This window comes from Microbacterium sp. NPDC057741, assembly GCF_042798735.1.
In the GTDB taxonomy this organism is placed as follows: Bacteria; Actinomycetota; Actinomycetes; order Actinomycetales; family Microbacteriaceae; genus Microbacterium.
In genome coordinates, this window is record NZ_JBHVJW010000002.1 from 461,799 (window position 1) to 481,763 (window position 19,965).

The 19,965-nt window shown below is 68.9% G+C and carries 19 protein-coding genes; 12 read left to right on the forward strand and 7 right to left on the reverse strand.

From position 1 onward, the window contains the following. Positions 1-41: 41 nt before the first annotated feature. From ACFVDO_RS09145 to ACFVDO_RS09165, 5 genes are read left to right on the forward strand one after another with little or no spacing between them, the layout of a single operon-like run. The gene (locus ACFVDO_RS09145; protein WP_378858206.1) at positions 42-1,733 is read left to right on the forward strand and encodes an extracellular solute-binding protein; all 1,692 of its coding nucleotides are present in this window, start codon (positions 42-44) and stop codon (positions 1,731-1,733) included. After that, complete coding sequence (locus tag ACFVDO_RS09150; RefSeq protein ID WP_378858207.1) at positions 1,730-2,710, forward strand: ABC transporter permease; 981 nt, start codon at positions 1,730-1,732, stop codon at positions 2,708-2,710. The genes ACFVDO_RS09145 and ACFVDO_RS09150 overlap by 4 nt, the downstream gene beginning before the upstream one ends. Then, complete coding sequence (locus ACFVDO_RS09155) at positions 2,707-3,600, forward strand: carbohydrate ABC transporter permease (RefSeq protein WP_378858208.1); 894 nt, start codon at positions 2,707-2,709, stop codon at positions 3,598-3,600. Before ACFVDO_RS09150 ends, ACFVDO_RS09155 begins: the two co-directional genes overlap by 4 nt. Positions 3,601-3,638: 38 nt before the next feature. Beyond that, complete coding sequence (locus ACFVDO_RS09160; RefSeq protein ID WP_378858209.1) at positions 3,639-5,117, forward strand: family 20 glycosylhydrolase; 1,479 nt, start codon at positions 3,639-3,641, stop codon at positions 5,115-5,117. Positions 5,118-5,119: 2 nt separating this feature from the next. After that, entirely contained in the window at positions 5,120-6,418 is a 1,299-nt protein-coding gene (locus tag ACFVDO_RS09165) for an alpha-L-fucosidase (RefSeq protein ID WP_378858210.1), read from the forward strand. A gap of 22 nt (positions 6,419-6,440) precedes the next feature. Here the strand turns inward: ACFVDO_RS09165 and ACFVDO_RS09170 are convergent, their stop codons facing one another. After that, positions 6,441-7,382, reverse strand: coding sequence for an Lrp/AsnC family transcriptional regulator (locus ACFVDO_RS09170; RefSeq protein WP_378858211.1), 942 nt, complete (start codon positions 7,380-7,382; stop codon positions 6,441-6,443). A 241-nt stretch (positions 7,383-7,623) separates the two neighbouring features. Here ACFVDO_RS09170 and ACFVDO_RS09175 point away from each other — a divergent pair, with 241 nt between their 5' ends. From ACFVDO_RS09175 to ACFVDO_RS09195, 5 genes are read left to right on the forward strand one after another with little or no spacing between them, the layout of a single operon-like run. Beyond that, the gene (locus tag ACFVDO_RS09175) at positions 7,624-8,976 is read left to right on the forward strand and encodes an MFS transporter (RefSeq protein ID WP_378858212.1); all 1,353 of its coding nucleotides are present in this window, start codon (positions 7,624-7,626) and stop codon (positions 8,974-8,976) included. A 3-nt stretch (positions 8,977-8,979) separates the two neighbouring features. Continuing rightward, positions 8,980-10,653 (forward strand): amidohydrolase, encoded by a 1,674-nt coding sequence (locus tag ACFVDO_RS09180; RefSeq protein WP_378858213.1) that lies wholly within the window; start codon positions 8,980-8,982, stop codon positions 10,651-10,653. After that, entirely contained in the window at positions 10,650-12,269 is a 1,620-nt protein-coding gene (locus ACFVDO_RS09185) for a thiamine pyrophosphate-binding protein (protein WP_378858214.1), read from the forward strand. Before ACFVDO_RS09180 ends, ACFVDO_RS09185 begins: the two co-directional genes overlap by 4 nt. A gap of 14 nt (positions 12,270-12,283) precedes the next feature. After that, positions 12,284-13,246: an agmatinase gene (gene speB / locus ACFVDO_RS09190; protein WP_378858215.1), complete on the forward strand. Its 963-nt coding sequence runs from the start codon at positions 12,284-12,286 to the stop codon at positions 13,244-13,246. Between the two features lie 17 nt (positions 13,247-13,263). Then, entirely contained in the window at positions 13,264-14,268 is a 1,005-nt protein-coding gene (locus ACFVDO_RS09195) for a C-terminal binding protein (RefSeq protein WP_378858216.1), read from the forward strand. Here ACFVDO_RS09195 and ACFVDO_RS09200 read toward each other — a convergent pair. Then, positions 14,258-14,680 carry a DUF1801 domain-containing protein gene (locus tag ACFVDO_RS09200; protein ID WP_378858217.1) on the reverse strand — a complete coding sequence of 141 codons (423 nt, stop codon included), beginning with the start codon at positions 14,678-14,680 and terminating at the stop codon, positions 14,258-14,260. The two genes, ACFVDO_RS09195 and ACFVDO_RS09200, sit on opposite strands and share 11 nt — an antisense overlap. Beyond that, positions 14,677-15,276, reverse strand: coding sequence for an HhH-GPD-type base excision DNA repair protein (locus ACFVDO_RS09205; RefSeq protein ID WP_378858218.1), 600 nt, complete (start codon positions 15,274-15,276; stop codon positions 14,677-14,679). The genes ACFVDO_RS09200 and ACFVDO_RS09205 overlap by 4 nt, the downstream gene beginning before the upstream one ends. A gap of 79 nt (positions 15,277-15,355) precedes the next feature. On the opposite strand from ACFVDO_RS09205, the gene ACFVDO_RS09210 reads away from it, so the two are divergent. Next, entirely contained in the window at positions 15,356-15,916 is a 561-nt protein-coding gene (locus tag ACFVDO_RS09210; protein ID WP_378858219.1) for a dihydrofolate reductase family protein, read from the forward strand. A 102-nt stretch (positions 15,917-16,018) separates the two neighbouring features. On the opposite strand, the gene ACFVDO_RS09215 is transcribed toward ACFVDO_RS09210, so the two are convergent. Further along, a complete protein-coding gene (locus ACFVDO_RS09215; RefSeq protein ID WP_378858220.1) occupies positions 16,019-17,488 on the reverse strand; it encodes an MDR family MFS transporter in 1,470 nt (489 codons plus the stop codon). Continuing rightward, positions 17,485-17,850: a DoxX family protein gene (locus tag ACFVDO_RS09220; RefSeq protein WP_378858221.1), complete on the reverse strand. Its 366-nt coding sequence runs from the start codon at positions 17,848-17,850 to the stop codon at positions 17,485-17,487. The genes ACFVDO_RS09215 and ACFVDO_RS09220 overlap by 4 nt, the downstream gene beginning before the upstream one ends. Positions 17,851-17,981: 131 nt before the next feature. On the opposite strand from ACFVDO_RS09220, the gene ACFVDO_RS09225 reads away from it, so the two are divergent. Continuing rightward, a complete protein-coding gene (locus ACFVDO_RS09225; protein ID WP_378858222.1) occupies positions 17,982-18,392 on the forward strand; it encodes a winged helix-turn-helix transcriptional regulator in 411 nt (136 codons plus the stop codon). Here the strand turns inward: ACFVDO_RS09225 and arr are convergent. Together arr and ACFVDO_RS09235 are read right to left on the reverse strand one after the other, a co-directional pair. Then, positions 18,389-18,799, reverse strand: a complete 411-nt coding sequence (arr, locus tag ACFVDO_RS09230; RefSeq protein WP_378858223.1) for an NAD(+)--rifampin ADP-ribosyltransferase — start codon at positions 18,797-18,799, stop codon at positions 18,389-18,391. The genes ACFVDO_RS09225 and arr overlap by 4 nt on opposite strands. A gap of 17 nt (positions 18,800-18,816) precedes the next feature. After that, entirely contained in the window at positions 18,817-19,932 is a 1,116-nt protein-coding gene (locus ACFVDO_RS09235) for a winged helix DNA-binding domain-containing protein (protein WP_378858224.1), read from the reverse strand. Between the last annotated feature and the right edge of the window lie 33 nt (positions 19,933-19,965).

Consider the following 19,965-nt stretch of genomic DNA (forward strand, 5'->3'; position numbering starts at 1 on the left):
CCCGCCTCAGCTGACAACGACGTACAGAGATGGGTTCCGACATGGTTGATCACCGAATCTCCCCTGTGATGCTGGACCGGCGCGGCTTCTTCGGCCTCGCCGCAGCCGCCTCCTTGTTCGCTCTCGCGGGCTGTTCGAGCGGCGGCACGGGCTCGGCCAGCGGCGGTGGCGCGGCCGGTGGCACCGCCTTCCGTGCGCCGAAGTACGTGGCTCCTGAGGCATCGGATGCGCTGCTGGTCAGCAAGGTCGAGGGCGTGCCCCCAATCGTGATCAAGCCCGTCCAGACCTGGATCGACGCGATCAAGACGAAGCCCGCGAGCGGCGGCGACGTGACGGCCCTTGAGATCATCTGGTCCGGGCCCGGGTCGCCGCTGAAGAGCAATGACCGCTGGCAGGCGGTCAACAAGGAGCTCGGCGCGACGCTGAAGCCCACGCTGGTGCCGTCCGGGTCGTACGACCAGAAGACCGCGACGATCCTCGCGAGCGGTAAGGTCCCCGATCTCGCCTTCATCCTCGACGAGACCCCGACCGTCGCGCAGGCGATCGAGGACGGCGCCTTCGCCGATCTCTCCGACGTGCTCGCTGGAGACGGCATCCTGAAGTACCCGAACCTCGCCAAGATCGAGACGTCCGCCTGGAAGGCCGCGGCCAAGAACGGCCGCATCTACGGCGTCCCGAGCGCGAACGGCCTGGTGGGCCAGTTCCCGGTGATCCGCACCGATCTGATGGCACAGGTCGGCTTCACCGAGGTGCCGGGCGACACCGAGAACTTCGGCAAGATGCTCACCGAACTCGCCAAGCTCAAGCGGGACTCCGCCGGGCGCCGGTTCTATGTGCACAACACTCTGAACCAGGGCGGCATGCCGCTGTTCCGGGCATCCTTCGGGATCGGTGCGGACTACTCGCTCGATGGCAAGGGGGAGCTCACCGCGTTCATGCTGCGTGACGAGTACCCCGACTTCATCGCCTACGTCGCCGATCTGTGGAAGAAGGACGTGTTCCACCCGGACACCTTCGGCACCAACATCGACAACCGGCAGTTCGGCCTCGGGAAGGAGGCGATGTCGGTCGCAGGCTTCTCCGGCCACTACTGGCGCGCCGAGGGGCAGGTCAACAAGCTGCTCGGCGGGGTGCCCGGCGCCAAGGTCACCCACTTCGTCTTCCCGAGCGCCGCCGGCACGGCCCCGGTCTTCTCCCGCAGCAGCGGCTACTGGGGCATCGTCGCGCTCAGCGCCGCTGCGGCGAAGGACGAGAAGCGCCGGCACGAGCTGCTGAGCATCGCCGACTGGTTCTGCGCACCGTACAACAGCAAGGAGCAGCGACTGATCCGCTATGGAGTCGAGGGGCTCGACTTCACCATCGACGACGAGTTCAACGTCGTCTCGGCCGCCCGCGAGGGACATGAGGAGGATGGTTCCGCCACCAACCTCGGCATCTCGGGCTACCCCGTCAACTTCATGCCGTCGGACACCGTGCATCTGGCCGAGAACGTGCTCGCCTGCATGGAGGGCATGGTCACGAACACGGTGGACAACCCCGTGGCGGGCATCGTCAACCAGGCCAAGATCAAGAAGGACGCTGCGCTGACGCAGGTCATCACCGACTACCAGAACGGCATGGTCACAGGGCGCAAGCCGGTCACGCAGGTGAAGGAGTTCCGCAAGGCCTGGCTCTCGCAGGGTGGCCAGGCCGTGCTCGACGAGTACAAGAAGACGATCGACGAGGCGAAATGACGGTCGCGGGGGCGCTCAGACGCGACCGCACAGACACGAAGGATCTGCTTCCCCCGCTGGTGATCGAGCAGCGCAGGCGCTCTCTGTGGACGCGGATGCGCCGCGAGCGACAGACGTACCTGTTCATCATCCCCGGGATGCTGTTCTTCATCGTCTTCGCCTACGTGCCCATGCTGGGCAACGTCATCGCGTTCCAGGACTACACGCCGTTCCGCGGTATCCAGGGCTCGCCGTGGGTGGGACTGGACAACTTCGCTGCGATCTTCACCGACCCCGAGCTGCTCAACGCGATCGGCAACACCCTGGTGATCGCGTTCCTGCAGATCGTGTTCTCCTTCCCTGCGCCGATCCTGCTGGCGCTGCTGCTGAACTCGCTTCTGTCCGAACGGGTCAAGCGCAGCATCCAGTCGATCGTCTACCTGCCGCACTTCCTGTCCTGGGTGATCGTGATCTCGATGTGGCAGCAGATCTTCGGCGGCACCGGCGTGATCGCCCAGTTGTTCGAGGCCATCGGCGTGGACGGCGTCAACATCATGACCAACCCCGACACCTTCAAGGCGCTCGTCACCGCACAGGTGATCTGGAAGGACATCGGCTGGGGCACGATCATCTTCTTCGCGGCGATCGCCGCGATTCCGATGGAGCTCTATGAGGCGGCAGCGGCGGACGGAGCGAACTCGTGGCGGCGGATGTGGCACGTCACCCTCCCCGGCATGGTCCCGGTGATCTCGCTGCTGCTGGTGCTGACGCTGGGCAGTGTGCTCACCGTCGGCTTCGAACAGCTCTTGCTGCAGCAGCCCGCTGTCGGTTCGGATGCTGCAGAGGTGATCGACACCTTCGTCTACTTCCGCGGTATCGCCGGCGGGCAATGGGGCCTGGCTGCGGCAGCCGGCCTGTTGAAGGGTGTGGTCGGAACGATCCTGATCGTCGCGGCGAACAGGTTCGCCCGTCGCATCGGAACCGGAGGTGTGTGGTGAGCGCTCGTCAGCCCGCTGTCCGTCCGCTGTGGATGGAGAAGCCCTCGGGGTTCGTGCAGACGCTCAAGGTGCTCGTGATCGCGATGATCGTGCTGGTGATGCTGTACCCGGTCATCGCGGTGGTGCTGCAGAGCTTCGCCAGCGCGGATGCCGCGCTCTCCGGTGACCTCATCCCGAAGAGCTTCAGCACGTCCGCCTACCGGATCATCCTCAGCGGCGGCGTGGTCACACGTTCGCTGCTGATCACCGCCGGACTGACGATCGTCGGCACATTCCTGTCGATGCTGTTCACGACGACGATGGCCTACGGTCTGTGCCGGGTCAGGGACGTACCCTTCGCGAAAGCCGCTCTGATGCTCGTCATCGGAACGATGTTCTTCGGTGCGGGCATCATCCCGATGTACCTCATGGTGCAGTGGCTCGGTCTGCTGAACACGTACTGGGCGCTGATCCTGCCCGGGCTGATCGGGGCGTTCAACCTCATCGTCGTCCGGAACTTCTTCATGAACCTGCCTCAGGACGTGTTCGAAGCCGCCCGTATCGACGGCGCCGGCGAGATCCGCATCTTCTTCTCGCTCGTGCTTCCGCTGTCCAAGGCCGTGCTGGCCGTGATCGCGCTGTTCTACGCCGTGGGGTACTGGAACACGTTCTTCTCGGGAATGCTCTACCTGGACGACAGCGCGATGTGGCCGATCCAGGTGGTGCTGAACCAGTACGTGGTGCAGGGCGCGCCGCTGGGCACCCTGCAGAACCCCAACATGCCGCCCGCGCCTTCGGAGGCGGTCCGCGCGGCCGTCGTGGTGCTCGCGACCCTGCCGATCCTGATCGTGTACCCGTTCCTGCAGCGGTTCTTCACCAAGGGGGTGCTCACCGGCGCCATCAAGGGCTGACCCCGACCGCACGCATCCCTCCGAACGATTGGAACCTCATGGCCGCCGTGCCGCACCTGATCCCTGCCCCCGCCCACCTCGAGCTGACCGGCGCCGCGCCGTTCCGTCTCTCGTCGGATGCCCGCATCGTCGCGAGCGACCAGGACATCCGGGAGCTCGCCTTCGCGGCCGTCCGAGTCGCCACGGGGCGCGAGCTCCCCGTGGTCGGCTCCGAGCCCGGCCCCTGCGACATCGCCTTCGTGCCCGGTGAGGCTGGTGGCGAATCACCGGAGGGCCACCGTATCGAGGTCGGAGACGGCGGCATCCGTGTGATGGCGGGCGATCGGGCCGGGCACCTCGCCGCCGTGCAGACGCTCCGACAGCTGCTGCTCACGCCGGAGGGCGAGGAGGTCGAGGTGCCTGCGCTGCGCATCGAGGATGCCCCGCGATACGCCTACCGCGGCGCGATGCTCGACGTCGCGCGACACTTCTTCCCGGTCGACGTGGTCCTGCGGCTGATCGAGCACATCTCCGCCTTCAAGCTCAACCACCTGCATCTGCACCTGACCGACGACCAGGGCTGGCGCCTCGAGATCCCGGAGTATCCGGAGCTCACCGAAGCCGGGGCCGCGACTCAGGTCGGCGGGGGCGAGGGCGGCCACTACACGGTCGACGACTATCGCCGGATCGTCGCGCACGGCGAGAGACACGGTGTGACCGTCGTCCCGGAGTTCGACATGCCCGGTCACACCAATGCCGCACTCGTCGCCTATCCGGCCCTCTCGCCGGCCGGCTACGACCCGCGTCCGTACACCGAGACGGAGGTCGGGTTCTCGACGCTCGACATCGGCCCGGAGAGCACCTATGAGTTCATCGATACGGTGATCGGTCGGATCGCCGCCGAGACGCCGGGCCCGTTCGTTCACATCGGCGGCGACGAGGCGCGCAGCGCGGCGGATGCCGACTTCACGGCCTTCATGGCCCGGGCCACTCGCATCGTGCGTGAGCACGGCAAGACCCCCGTTGCCTGGCACGAGACGGGAAAGTGCCGGGATCTCGCCGAAGGCACGATCGGGCAGTACTGGGGCTACTCCTGGGAGCCTGAAGAGGACGCCGCTCCTGGACGCTCCTTCGTCGAACAGGGCGGCCGGCTGATCATGTCGCCCTCCGACCTGGTCTATCTCGACATCAAGCCGACGCGCGACTACCCGATCGGGCTCACCTGGTCGGCCCCGCGGATCTCGCTCGAGCAGGCCTACCGATGGGATCCGGCGACCGTGCTCAGCGGTGTCCCGGCAGGGGCGATCCTCGGGGTCGAGGCGCCGTTGTGGACCGAGACCGTGCAGACTGAAGGCGAGATCGACGCCATGTTCTTCCCGCGGCTGCTGGCCGTGGCGGAGCGCGGCTGGGCGGTCGAGCCGGCCGAGTGGCCGCAGTTCGAAGCCGCCGCGCAGGCGCAGGGCGACCTGTTCACCCGGCTCGGAGTGAGCCCGGGACCGGCGGGCAAGGGCCTCGCTCGCAAGAAGTGGAGGAGCTGACGATGGCGGACAAGGCGATGCCGATCACCCGCCGGACAGCGGCACTGCATCCCTCTCCCGCGCAGCTGCGCTGGCAGCAGGCGGGCGTCGGCGTGTTCTTCCATTTCGGGTTGAACACCTTCGCCGGCGTGGAATGGAGCGATGGCACGCTGCAGGCGACGTCCTTCGACCCGACCGGACTCGACGCCCGCCAGTGGGTCGCCGCGGCGCGGATCGCCGGTGCGAAGCATGTCGTGCTGACCGCGAAACACCACGACGGATTCTGCCTCTGGCCGACTGCGACCACGGACTACTCCGTGGCATCCAGCCCGTGGCGCGACGGGAAGGGCGACGTCGTGCGTGAGCTCGCCGACGCCTGCGCGGAGGCGGGGATGGGCTTCGGCCTCTACCTGTCGCCCTGGGACCGCAACGCGGAGTGCTATCCGGACGCCGCCGCCTACGACGACTTCTACGCCGCGCAGCTGACCGAGCTGTGCACGGGGTACGGGGACCTGGTCGAGGTGTGGTTCGACGGAGCGGGTTCGGCCGGGCGTGAGTACGACTGGAAGCGCATCACCGGCATCGTCCGCGAGCACCAGCCCGGTGCGGTGATCTTCAACATGGGCGACCCCGACATCCGCTGGGTGGGCAACGAGGACGGCCTGGCCGAAGATCCCGTGCTGTACGTCTCGGACTGGACCCCGAACGACGTCTTCACTGAGACCGTGCTGGACTTCGAACCCCGCTACCTCCCGCCGGAGTGCGACGTGTCGCTGCGGCATGGCTGGTTCTGGCATCCGTTCGACGAGCCGAAGACGCTCGAGCATCTGCTCGGCATCCACTACCGATCTGTCGGGCTGGGCGCGAACCTGCTGCTGAACGTGCCGCCGAACCGCGACGGCCTGATCGACGACGCTGATCTGGCCGTGGTCGAGGAGTACGCCGCGGAGCTGGCGCGGCGGTTCGGCGCGCCGGTCATGGCCGCGCTCTCGCAAGCGGAGCCTGGCGTGTGGGAGGCCCAGTTCGCCGACGCGGTCGAGATCGACCATCTCGAGCTGACCGAGGAACTGGATGCGGGGCAGCGCGTGTCCGCGCATCGTGTGCTGGCGGACGACGGGCCGGTGTGCGCCGGGGAGACGATCGGAGTGCGCCGCCTGCATCCGTTCGGAGCGCGCACAGTGCGGCGGCTGCGGATCGAGGTCGACGGTGTCGAGCCGGTGCTGACCTCGGTGACCGGTTATCGCACCGGCGCCGAGAGCGCGCCGGTGATGCCGACGGTCGAGGAGTACCGCGCGCCCGAGGCTGACATCGTCGTGATGTGACGGAGGGGCTGCGCCCGGGCGGTCAGGCCGACATCACACGGCCGAGTGACCGGGTGTAGTCCTCCTTGATGACGTCGAGGTGGGTCCAGCTCTCCAGCCCGCCGACCTGGGGGAGCGCACGGATCTCCTCCAGGACGGTGAGCACGCCCGCGGTCGACGAGCCGCCGATCGTGGCGATGAAGTCGTAGCTGCCGTGCGATCCCGCAGCGAAGTCGATGACCGGCGAATCGAGGATGTACTGCCGCACCGGGGCGGCGTCATCGCTCACGGTGATGCCGACGCCCACGGCGACGCGGTTGCGGGAGAGGCCGCCCGAGGGGATCGCAGAGATGCGGATGACACCCGCGTCGATGAGCCTCCGCACCCGGGAGCGTGCGGAGGACGGCGAGAGGTGCACGGCGTCGGCGAGCGCGCGGTAGCTCTCCCTTCCGTCGTGCTGCAGTGCGGCGATCAGGCGATGATCGAGCTCGTCGAGATCGATGTCGGTGCGGGAATCGGCGACGAAGAAGCCTCTGAGCACTTCCGCGTACGTGGTGACCCTGACCTGCCGCACGGCGGGGATGCGCCGCACCCGATCGAGCATCTCGTGCAGCCGGGCGTCATCACCATGCCGTGACTCGAAGACCAGGGGATGCGCGCCACTCACCATCGACACGAAGACGGCGTCGTCGATGCGGGCGATCTCCTCGGCCACGGGGCGGGCGGGACCTGTCACGCTCACCATCCCGTGGACCAGCACGTGGTGACCGGCGAAGCCGGGATCGAGTGCCGCCACCACGCGCAGCCCGTCGCGCTCGGTCAGCCGGCGCAGACGCTGGGACACGTAGTCGCGGGAGGTGCCGAGCAGGTCGGCGAGTTCCTGGATGCTGGCGCGTCCGTCCTTCTGCAGGGCGTGGATGAGCCGTCCGTCCAGGTCGTCCGGGTCGCGATCGGCTCGGCGCGGTGAGGTCGTTTCCTCGGTCATGAGCCCCCCTGATGTCTGTGTCCGCCGCGATGGGCGAAATAGCCGGATCTGCGAAGCGGCGGCCGCAGATCGCCGGTGATGAACGCAATGCTATCGGCGCATGGCACTCAATCACGAGAAGTCGCCTTTAAATCGATGGTGAAGAGCGTCATTAGGGCGAGCATCTGCGACAGAACCGGCCTATAGTCGGCACAGCCCGAAGGACTTTTACCCTCACCCCCACAGAGCAAGGGAGCCCTGTATGTCCGCCTCCACCGCCTCCCCGCAGGCGCCGTCGCATCGCCGAGCCCTCCGCGCCGGCTTCGCCGCCATGGCCGGCACCTCGATCGAGTGGTACGACTTCTACGTCTACGCGACCGCTGCCGCCCTCGTCTTCCCGCAGGTGTTCTTCCCCGAGGTCGACCGGGTGCTGGGCACCCTGGCCTCGTTCGGCACCTACGCGGTCGCCTTCTTCATGCGCCCGCTCGGCGGCATCATCTTCGGCCACATCGGCGACAAGTTCGGCCGCAAGCCGGCGCTCACCGTCACCCTGCTGATGATGGGAATCGCGACCGTGCTGGTCGGATGCCTGCCCGGGTACGCCGCCATCGGCATCGCCGCGCCGATCCTGCTCGTGCTGCTGCGCATGGTGCAGGGCCTCGCGGTCGGCGGTGAGTGGGGCGGCGCCAGTCTGATGGCCGTCGAGAGCGCACCGCCGAAGTACAAGGTGTTCTACGGCGGCTTCACCCAGGTCGGCAACCCGTTCGGCGCCATGCTGGCGACCGGCGCATTCTGGTGGCTCTCCACGCTGGGCGACGAGGCGCTCACATCGTGGGGCTGGCGCGTGCCGTTCCTCGCCAGCATCATCCTGATCGGCGTCGGTTTCTGGGTGCGCTACCGCGTCGAGGAGACCCCCGTGTTCGAGGCGAAGATCGAGGGGCACCAGCAGTCCACGCCCGTGCTGTTCGCGTTCCGCAACAACTGGTGGCCGATGCTGCTCGGCTTCTGCATCATCGCCATGTCGTCGGGCGGCTACGTGATCGCCACCACGTTCGTGGAGAACTTCTCGATCTCGCCCGACGTGGGCCTGGACAGCCGGACGATCCTCGCGGCGATGACCGTCGCCTCGTTGGTCGAACTGCTGATCACGCTGCCGCTCGCCTGGCTCGGTGACAAGTGGGGCAGCAAGACCCTCATCTACCTGGGTGCCATCGGCTCGATCGCGGTGTTCGTGCCGCTCGTGCTCGTGATCCAGGGGCACCAGATCGCGTGGCTGTTCGTGCTGGCCTCCGCCCTGCGCATCACGCTCAGCGGCGCCTGGGCTCCGCTGTCCACCCTGATGGCGCAGATGTTCCGGCCGCAGGCCAGGTACACGTCCATGTCGCTGTCGTACGGCATCGGCGCAGCGGTGTGGGGCGGACTCTCACCTGCCATCGCGACCGCGCTGATCGCCGGCACCGGCACCTTCTGGTCGGCAGTGGTCTTCTTCGGCGTGCTGTGCGCGCTCGCCGTGTTCGGCGCGTACTTCGCACCGCAGCACTCCGACAACGCCCCGGTCACCGAATCCCTGACCGCACGCGGCACCACCGCGATCCCCACCACCCCGAAGGGCTGAGCAATGCGCCGACTGGCCACCTACGACTCCCGCGACTCGGCGGCGACGATCATCACCGCGAAGACCATCCGCACCGTCGACGAACAGCGTCCGCAGGCCGAGGCGATGCTCGTCGCGGGCGGCAGGATCCTCGCGGTGGGCACGATCGCCGAGGTCGAGTCCGCGGCCGCGGAGGCCGGTCTGCTGCCCGTGCGCGTCGACCGGCCTGATGCGACGATCGTGCCCGGCTTCATCGACGCGCACGCACACCCGTTGATGTACGGGCAGATGCTCACCTGGGTCGACATCGGCCCCGACAAGGCAGGTTCGATTCCGGAGATCGTCGCGCTCATGACCGCACGGGCCGCGACGCTGCCGGCGGGGGCGCCGCTGCGCGGCTACGGCTACGAGCAGCGCAATCTCGCCGAGCAGCGACACCCCACCCGGCAGGAGCTCGACCAGATCGCCACCGACCGCGAGGTCTACATCATGAACGCCTCCGGCCACGGTGGTGTGGTGAACAGCTTCACGCTGGAGAAGTACGGCATCACCAGGGACACCCCGAATCCCGAGGGCGGCGAGTTCTTCCGCGACGCGGACGGCGACCTGACCGGCGAGCTGTCGGATGCCGCGTGCAACGTGCTCACCGGACTGCACGGCGTGAAGGTCGGCCACCACGGCCCGAACTTCCACCTGGGCGACGAGCCGGCCGAGCACCAGCACCAGCTCGACGCCGTGCAGCGCGAGTTCCTCGCCGGCGGTGTGACCACGATCGGCGATGCGCAGGTGTCGCAGCGCGAGTTCGCGGCCTACCTGGCGCTCGCCGACCGCGGCGCCCTCGACCTTCGGGTCTCGATGTACTTCCTCTCGCATCTGCTCGACCAGGTGATCGACCTCGGGCTGACCGGGCCGTTCGGCAACGCGTTCCTCTCCGCGGCGGGGATCAAGCTCTACGCCGACGGCACGCTCGGCGGGTGGACGGCGTACTTCCCGGAGGGGTATGTCGGCGATCCGTGCCGCACCGGACAGCTCTACCACCAGCCCGAGGAGTACGCCGGGCTCGTGAAGAAGGCGCACCTGGCGGGCCTGCAGACCGCCACGCACGCGCAGTCGCCCACAGCCATCAAGATGGTCGTCGACGCCGTGGAGGAAGCGCTCGCCGCCCGTCCCGACACCGATGCCAGGCATCGCATCGAGCACTGCGGCCTGCCGGACCCCGCGGAGATCGCGCGGATGGCCGCGCTCGGCATCCGTCCGGTGAACCAGACCCAGCACTACTACAACTGGGGCGAGGGCGTGGAGCAGGCCATCGGAACTCCCGGTGAGCGGTTCAACCCGCTGGGCGAGTTCCTCGAGGCGGGCGTGCCCGTCACGATCTCATCGGATGCGCCGGTCGCCGAGCCCCGTCCGCTCGAGGCGATCCAGGCGGCCGTGACCCGTGTGACGCGCCGTGGCCACAAGCTGGGGCCCGACACCCTGCGCATCAGCGCCGAGGCCGCCCTGCGCGGGCACACCCTCGAGGGGGCGGCTTCGCTCGGCCGCGACCACGAGCTGGGCTCGCTGACCCCGGGCAAGCGCGCCGACTTCGTCGTGCTCGGTGCCGACCCGCTGGAGACCGAGGGGGCCGAGATCTCCGGCATCCCGGTGCGGGAGACCTGGGTCGACGGCGTCGTGAAGCACCAGGTCCAGGAAGGATGAGCGGCATGGAGACCGTCGCGAAGCGCACCACCGGCTGGGTGGTCATGGAGGCCCTCCGGGGCTACGGCATCGACACCGTGTTCGGCATCCCCGGCACGCACAACCTCGAGTTCTACCGGCCACTGCCGTCCCTCGGCATCCGCCCGGTGACGACGCGCCACGAGCAGGGCGCCGGCTACGGCGCCGACGGCTGGTCGCTGCAGACCGGGATGCCGGGGGTCGTCGTGACCACGAGCGGTCCCGGCCTGCTGAACGCGCTGTCGGCGGCGGGCACGGCCTACTGCGAGTCGCGGCCGATGATCATCCTCTCGCCCGGTCCCGCCCGCGGCAGCGAGTTCGCCGACGTCGGCACTCTGCACGAGACCAAGGACCAGCTCGCCGCGGCATCCGCCGTCGTGGAATGGGGGCGGCGCGTGTCCAGCGCCGCCGAGGCCGTCGCTGCCGTTCACGACGCCTTCGAGCTGTTCGCCACGGGGCGCCCGCGCCCGGTGTACATCGAGGTGCCGCTCGACCTGCTCGAGGAGGAGGCCGAGGGGATCACCGATGACGACCTCGCGTCTCGGGTCTTCCCACCCGCTCCGGCGCCCTCCGATGACCTCGTCACCGAGGCAGCGCGCCTTCTGAACGCGGCATCCGACCCCGTCATCCTCGCCGGCGGCGGATCCCGTCGTGCCGGTGCCGCGCTGCGGGCCGTCGCCGAACGCCTCGGCGCGCCGGTCGTCACCACCGCGAACGCGAAGGGCGTGCTCGACGAGCACCACCCGCTCTCGCTCGGCGCCAACCTGCGTCTCGCCGCGGCACGCAACCGCGCCCGTGACGCCGACGTGCTGCTCGTCGTCGGCTCCAAGCTCGGCGAGGCCGAGCTCTGGGTGGACCGGCTCGAGGCGCGCGGCACCGTCATCCGCATCGACCTGCTCGCTTCGCAGATCGACAAGAACCAGAAGGCCGACGTGGGCATCGTCGGCGATGCCGCGGCATCCCTCTCCGCCCTGCTGACCGAGCTGGGCGACGGCGCCCCACGCATCGGCGGACGCGTCGCCGAGACCCTCGAGGCCGTGCGCGCCGAGGTGCACGAGCTGTCGCCGGTGAACGCGGCACTCGGCGAGGCCATCGCCGCCGCGCTGCCGGCCGACGCGATCGTCGCCACGGACTCGTCGCAGATCGCGTACTGGGGTCTGATGAACGTGCTGCGCGTGCCGAAGCCGAACTCGATGCCGTACATGGCGACGTACGCCACCCTCGGCTACTCGCTGCCCGCTGCGCTCGGCTCCCGGCTCGGCGACCCGGGCCGCCCGGCGTTCGCCGTGACCGGTGACGGCGCCCTGATGTTCTCGCTGCAGGAGATGATCACCGTCGTCGAGCAGCGCCTCGACGTCACCGTGATCGTTGTAGACAACGGCGGCTACGCCGAGATCCGCCAGAACGAGGCGGATGCCGGGATCGCGCCGATCGGCGTCGATCTGGTGCAGCCGGACTGGGTCGCGCTCGGCACGGCTTTCGGCGGCACGGGGCGGCGCGTCGCGTCGGCGGCCGAGCTCATCGACGCCGTGCAGCGAGCCCAGGCCGACGGTGGCCTGCAGATCATCCACATCGACCAGACGACGTTCGCCCTCTGAGACTGGAGCCCTTCATGAGCAGCACACCGATCGGCCCCGCGGACGCGTCGAAGACACCGCGCTACGCGGGTCTGTCCACCTTCGCCCGGCTGCCCCGCATCGAGGACGTGGGCGAGACCGACATCGCCGTCGTCGGCATCCCGTTCGACAGCGGCGTCAGCTTCCGCCCCGGCGCGCGGTTCGGCCCGGAGCACGTGCGGGCGTCCAGCCGCCTGCTGCGGCCGTACAACCCGGCGCAGGACTTCTCAGGCTGGGAGGCCGTGCAGATGGCGGATGCCGGCGACATCGCCGCGAACCCGTTCAACATCCACACCGCCGTCGAGCAGATCGCCGAGGCCGCGTCGGAGCTCGGTGATCGCGTCGACCGGATCCTCACCATCGGCGGCGATCACACGATCGCCTACCCACTGCTCAAGGCCATCAGCGCCAAGCACGGCCCGGTCGCCGTGGTGCACTTCGATGCGCACCTCGACACCTGGGACACCTACTTCGACGAGCCGATCACCCACGGGACGCCGTTCCGTCGGGCCTCGGAGGACGGTTTCATCGACCGCACCGCGTCGATGCACGTCGGCACCCGCGGGCCGTTGTACGGCAAGGGCGACCTCGAGGACGACGCGCGCCTCGGCTTCTCGATCATCACGAGCGAGTTCGTCGAGGAGCACGGCGTGCCCGCGGCGATGGAGCGCCTGCGGCAGCGCATCGGAGACAAGCCGCTGTATCTGTCCGTCGACATCGACGTGCTCGACCCCGCGCACGCGCCGGGCACCGGCACGCCCGAGGCGGGCGGACTCACCAGCAGGGAACTGCTGCGCATCATCCGAGGCCTGGCCGATCTGAACATCGTCGGCGCCGACGTCGTCGAGGTCGCTCCCGCTTACGACCACGCGCAGATCACCGGCATCGCCGCCAGCCATGTGTCCTACGAGATCCTCACCGCCATGGCGCGCGCCATCGTGCGCGGACGCGGCGAGTGACGGAGACGAGGAACGAGATGACCACCGCACGACCGCTCGCCGTCTACACCGACGTCGAGGACACCGATCCGGCCCCGGGGATCGCCCTGCTCGAGGCGCACGGCTTCGAGGTGCGCGTACTCGGCACGCGTGATCCTCAGGACATCGTCGAGGGCGCCCGCGACGCCGTGGCGCTGCTGCCCGGCTACGCCTCCGTCACGCGCGAGATGATCGAGCAGCTGCCGAACCTCGAGATCATCGCCCTCATGTCGATGGGCTTCGACTACGTCGACCTCGACGCCGCCACCGCGCACGGGGTGTGGGTGACGAATGTGCCGGGCGCCGCGACCGAGGAGGTCGCCACGCACGCTCTGGCGATCATGCTGCACAGCCTGCGCCAGCTGCGGTTCTACCTGGCCAGCGCGAACCCCGCGGACTGGAACGAGAGGGCGCCGAAGGCGCCGCCGCGGCTCAGCGAGCGGACGCTCGGCGTCATCGGGCTCGGAAAGATCGGCCGCGAACTCGTCCGTCAGGCGGGACCGCTGTTCGGCCGGGTGCTGGGCTATGACCCGCTGATGCCGGACACCGCGGAGGTGCGCGCCGACCTCGACGCCCTCGGGGTGCAGCGCACGAGTCTCGACGAGGTGCGCGGTGCTTCCGACGTGCTGTCCCTGCACCTTCCGCTCACGCCCGAGACCGAGCACATGGTCGACGCGGAGTTCCTCGCCGCGATGCCGGAGGGGGCGCTCCTGGTGAACGTGTCCCGCGGCGCGCTCATCGACGACGAGGCGCTCGCCGCATCGCTCGACGCCGGGCATCTCGGCGGCGCCGCGCTGGACGTGCTCGCCACCGAGCCGCCACAGCCGGGGCATCCGCTCGTCGGTCGGGACGACGTCGTGCTCACACCGCACATCGCCTACTTCTCGGAGCGAACCGAGATCGAGTACGTGCGCATCCAGGCGCAGAACGCCGTGACTCTGCGCAAGACCGGGGCGCCCGATTCGCCTGTCAACCGCCCGGAGGGCAGCCGCGTCAGCCGGTGACGGTGAGGACGGCGTACTCGCTGCCGCCGTTCTCAGCCCAGCGCAGTGACGCGGTGAGGATTCGCCGCAGCACGTCGAGATCGATCTCCTCGAGGTCCTTGATGTACAGGCATCCGACGCCGGTGGTGTGCGGTCCGAGTGACGCCAGGTCGTCGGCGTGCGCCGCCGTGGACTCCAGATAGATCGTGGATGCCGCCTTGCGCGGTGCGAACGCCAGCAGCGGCATGTCGCCTTCGGTGCCGGTGGGGTAGCGGTAGTGACAGCTGCCGAAGCCGACGATCGTGCCCCAGAGCTCCGGCTCGCGGCCGGAGATCTCCTGCAGCAGAGCTGTCAGCGTCTCGGCATCCCGTCGCCGTCTCGCCGGCGTGACGCCCGCGACGAACGCCGCGACGCTGCCGCCGGTCGGCCTCACTTGCCGGCCTTCGCAGCCGCCTTCATCGCGCGCTTGTGCTCGCGCACCTTCGTGAGCGACTCGGGCGAGACGATGTCGGCGACGCTGCGGAACGACCCGTCCTCGCCGTAGGGAGCGGATGCCTCACGCCAGCCCGTGCCGGTGAACCCGTACTGCTTGCCCAGCAGCGCCAGGAAGATCTTCGCCTTCTGCTCGCCGAATCCGGGCAGGGCCTTCAGGCGCTTCAGCACCGTGGGGCCGTCCGGCCCTTCGTCTCGCTCCGCTTGCTCAGGGGCCGGGCGCGTCCACAGCGCGGCGGCGTCTCCGCCCCAGTCGTCGACGAGGGTCTGGCACAGGGACTGCACGCGCGTCGCCATCGAACCGGGGAAGCGGTGCACCGAGGGGGACTGCTTGAACGCGGCGAGGAACTCCTCGGGATCCATGGACGCGATCGTCGCGGCATCCGCGGCGCCCGTGCGCTGCTCGATCTTGAGGGGACCGGCGAACGCGGTCTCCATGGCGACCTGCTGATCCAGCAGCATCCCGACCAGCAGTGCCAGCGGGTTGTCGGTCAGCAGCTCGTCTGCGGCGGTGTCTCCGGTGATGTGAAGGGCCATGAGAACCAGTCTGGCACCGGGAGGGGTTACGCGGGGAGGGCGTGCGCGAGAGGATCGTCGGAACGAGAGGAGCACGACCATGGGCAGGCTCATCTACTCGATGATCACCTCACTGGACGGGTACACCGAGGCGAAGGAAGGCGGACTCGGCAGGGCTGCGGACGACCCCGAGGTGCGCACCTTCGTGAACGACCTGTTCCGCCCAGTGGGCACGTATCTGTACGGGCGGCGGATGTACGAGACGATGGTGTTCTGGGAGACGCTCGGACCGGGACCGGACGTGCCGCCGCACATCCTGCAGTACGCGGAGGACTGGCGTGCGGTGCAGAAAGTCGTCTACTCCTCGACCCTGACCGCGCCGTCGAGCGAGCGCACCCGCATCGAGCGGTCCTTTGACCCCGATGCGGTGCGACGCCTCAAGGAGGAGTCGGATCGCGACCTCACTGTGGACGGCCCGAACCTGGCCGCGCAGGCGATCCGTGCCGGCCTGGTCGATGACTATCACCTGTTCATCACATCCAGCGTCGTCGGCGGCGGAACGAGGTTCTTCCCCGACGGAGTGCGGCTCGACCTGGACCTCGTCGAGGAGCGCTCGTTCTCGGACAGCGGCGTGCTCTACGCGAGGTACCGGGCACGGTAGGCCGGCCGCCCAGGGCATCCGGAGCGCAGCTGTGCGCCTCGCGCGGACGTGATCCGAGGATCCGTCCGAGCGAAGCGCACAATCACGCGCGAAGAGCGCGGGTCAGACCGCGGCGGGCTCGAGGTCGGACGCCGGATGCTGCTCGGGCGCGGAATCCTGTCGCTTCACGAAGAAGCTGCCCACGACGGCGATCAGCGAGATGGCCGCGCCGACGAGGAACGCGAACGCGACGCCCTCGGCGCCGGCCGCGGCATCCGTCGCACCCGTGCCGGCGGACTGAGCGGTGCCGATGGCGAGCATGCTGACGAACAGCGCCGTTCCGATGGCGCCGGCGACCTGCTGCACGGTGCCGACGATCGCCGAGCCGTGCGAGTACAGCCGGGGACCGAGCGATCCGAGTGCCGAGGTCATCAGCGGGGTCATCATGAACGAGACGCCGAGGGAGATGCCGACCAGCGCCAGCGCGGCGACGACAGGCGGCGTGTTCTCGGTGACTAGGGTCATCGACCACAGCACGCCCGACGCGACGATCGCGCCGGGGATCACCAGCGGCCGCGGTCCGTACCTGTCGAACAGGCGGCCGACCAGCGGGGCGACCAGCCCCATCACCAGGCCGCCGGGGAGCAGGAGCAGACCGGTGGTCGCGGAGTCCACGCCGAGCACGTTCTGCAGGTAGATCGGCAGCAGGATGATCGCTCCGAACATCGCCGCCATCATCACGACGATGAGGCCCGTCGCCAGCGCGAAGGAGCGCGATGCGAAGGTGCGCAGATCCAGCAGGGCCCGGTCGGAGCGCTGAAGCCGCAGCTGCCGCAGCACGAACAGCGCCAGGCCGATCACGCCGACCGCCAGGGCGACGACGCCCGCCGTGACGGGAGCGTCCGGGCCGCCGCCGACGGTGCTGATGCCGTACACGAGGCCGCCGAAGCCGACCGCGACCAGAGGCAGTGAGGGCACGTCGAGTGGGGCGCTGCTGCGCTCGCCGACGTTCTTCAGCAGCATCGCGCCGACCACCGTCATGATGGCGGCGATGGGCAAGATGGTCCAGAACAGGAAGTGCCAGGACAGCGCGTTCAGGATGAAGCCGGAGAGGGCGGGGCCCAGGGCCGGGGCGACCGCCATGACGATCGTGATCCGCCCCATGAACCGTCCGCGCTCGTCCGCGGGAACGACGTTCATGATCGTGGTCATCAACAGCGGCATCATCATCGCCGTGCCGACGGCCTGCACCACACGGGCCAGCAGCAGCACAGTGAAGTTCGGCGCGACCGCCCCGATCACGGTGCCGACGAGGAACGCCGCCATCGCGAACAGGAACACCTGCCGCGTGCTGAACCTCTGGAGCACCCAGCCCGTGGTGGGGATCACGACCGCCATGGTCAGCATGAACGCGGTCGTGGTCCACTGCGCGGTGGCGAGGGTGATGCCCAGGTCGGAGACCAGGTGCGGCAGGGCGACGCTCATCACCGTCTCATTGAGCATGGTGACGAACGCGGCTCCGAGCAGCAGCCAGATCACTCCGGTTCCGGCGGTCCTGCCTGCGGCGTGCCGAGCCGCTTCGACGGTGGTCATGCCCCGACCAGGCGCAGTACGACGATGGCCACGGCGATCAGCATCATCACGATGTTCGGGACGAACGGCTCGTCGTGCCTGCGGTGCGCGAAGATCGCGAGGAACTGGATGATCGCGATGCCGAGCGCCGCGAGCGGGGTGAGCCAGGGCAGGATGCCGGTGAGGGCGGGCACGATCAGTCCGATCGCGCCGAGCACCTCGGCGATGCCGATCAGCCGCACCTGCGCGTCGGAGAAGTTGGCCAGGGTCGGCATGGGCTTGTCGCCGCCGTGCGGCTTCACGACCTTCATCCCGCCGGCCATGAGGTTGACGAGCGCGAGCAGGCCGGAGAGGACCCAGGTGATGATGGTGAGGACGATCATGGGTTACTGAACCTTTCGAAGTTACCGACAGTAACTGATGTACTATGGGTAAGTATTCCCGAAGGGGTGCCGGTGAAAGCAACGTCACCAGGTCACACGGATGTGACCATCGGGCAGGAGAGGAGCAGGCGATGACGGTCGAGGACAGGATGGCGTCGATCCATGAGCCGCGCATGCACCAGGTCTGCGGGCACGACCCCGCCGAGGCCGAGGTGTTCCGCTCGATCCTGTCGCGCATCGGCGACAAGTGGAGCGTGATGCTCGTCGGCATGCTGCACGAGGGGCCGCTCCGGTTCACCGAGCTCAAGCAGATGACGCCCGGCATCTCGGGACGGATGCTGACGCACACGCTGCGCCAGCTCGAACGCGACGGACTGGTGGAGCGCGAGATCTTCGCCGAGATCCCGCCGCGCGTCGAGTACCGCTCGACCCCGTTGGGCAAGAGCCTCGCAGGACCCGTGCTCGCGATCGCGGAGTGGGCGTCCGCCCATCAGAACGAGATCACCGCGAACCGCGACCGGTACGACGAGGCCGCCGACTAGTTGATGATCTCGCCGCCGCCCTCGGCGCGCATGCGGGCGAGGTTGTCGCGCCAGGTCTGCAGCGCCTCCGGCGTCAGGCGGGTCCAGTCGTCGACGACGGCCAGCACGCGCAGCGGTTCGGTGCTGCGGTAGGAGCGGGTCGGGTTGCCGGGGAACTTCTTGTCGGTGACGTTCGGGTCGTTCTCGAAGTCGCCGGTGGGCTCGACGCGGTAGACACGCGGCTCGCCGTCGCCTGCAGCCAGCTCGGCTGCGAGGCCTGCTCCGTCGCGCAGCGCGGTGAAGTAGATGTGGTTCATCACGACCTCGGGCCGGTAGTTCGACCGGAATCCCGCGCTGAGCAGTTCGCCGGGCTGCAGATCGGCCTTGGTGCCGTGGAAGAAGGGCCCGTCGTCCAGCGTCTCGGTCATGTGACCCAGGCTATCCATCAGTCCGGTCGATACGGGTGGTCGAACACGACATCGCGAGTCGGGGAGTCCGGATCGCTGAACGCCAGCAGCGCCCGCCCCTCTGCGGCGATCGCGTCGGCATCGGCGGAAGCGAACGGACGGTCGTGAGGCCGCACGGTCAGCGTCGCCGACTCCGCATCGCGCGTGATCGTCCAGTCGCCGGCGGTGAATCCGTCGACCAGCAGGATCTGCGGCGTCGGACGCTGCGCGCGATAGCTCTGCCGCCCGCACGTCTCGGTGATGACTCTGCTCCGGTCGGCGTGCGAGAGCAGCAGATTGTCGAAGTCGTAGAGGAATCGCGGCGGTGCAGGGACGTCGGGGTCGGGCAGTGCGACGTCCGGGAGATCGAGCAGTTCTCGACCGTCCTCGTCCTGGAAGACCTGCAGGTGCGGCATCCCATCGACGACCTCGCGCAGTCTGGTGAGCCCGGACCACACCTGCACGTCCTTCACGCTCGCCGGTCCGAATGCGGCGAGGTAGCGCTCGATCATGCGCGCGAGTGTGATCGGCGATGTGCGATCCGGCCCGATCCAGGCGTCCGCCGTCGTATGCGCGATCGGACCGCTGCGCCCCCAGATCCCGCGCGGCGGCACCTGCACCAGCGGCACCTGGTTGCGGATCGCGTAGACCAGCGAGGCAGGCGCCCGGTCGGGCCAGCGCTCCGCGAGGAGCTCGCCGAGCTGCTTGTTGGTCAGCGCTGCGGGGGCGAGCAGCTCCGCACCGTCCGCGACGAGCGCCGCCATGTCTATGCCCGCAACCGGCTTGCCGTGCGTGTGATTGCGGTACAGGTCGCGATCGAGCACCGGCTGGATGAGCGGGCGCAGTGCGCGGGCGTCGTCCGCTGACACCAGGTGGATCGTCGACCTCATCAGCGCCATGCGCACCAGCTGCCGATCGGCGAGCGGGTCGGCGGCCTGAGCCGGCGTGAAGCCCGCGAGTCTCGACCACAGCCCGACGTACCAGGAGTGCGGCGTCTGCGCCTGCACCCCGACCAGATGCTCGACCGCCTGCAGCACCGACAGGTCGGAGCGGCGCAGCAGCAACTGCCGCTCGAGGGTGGCGCGGTTGAGCACCCGGCGGCCGAGGGTTCGCATGGCTCTCACGCTAGCGCCGGCGTCCGACACCCT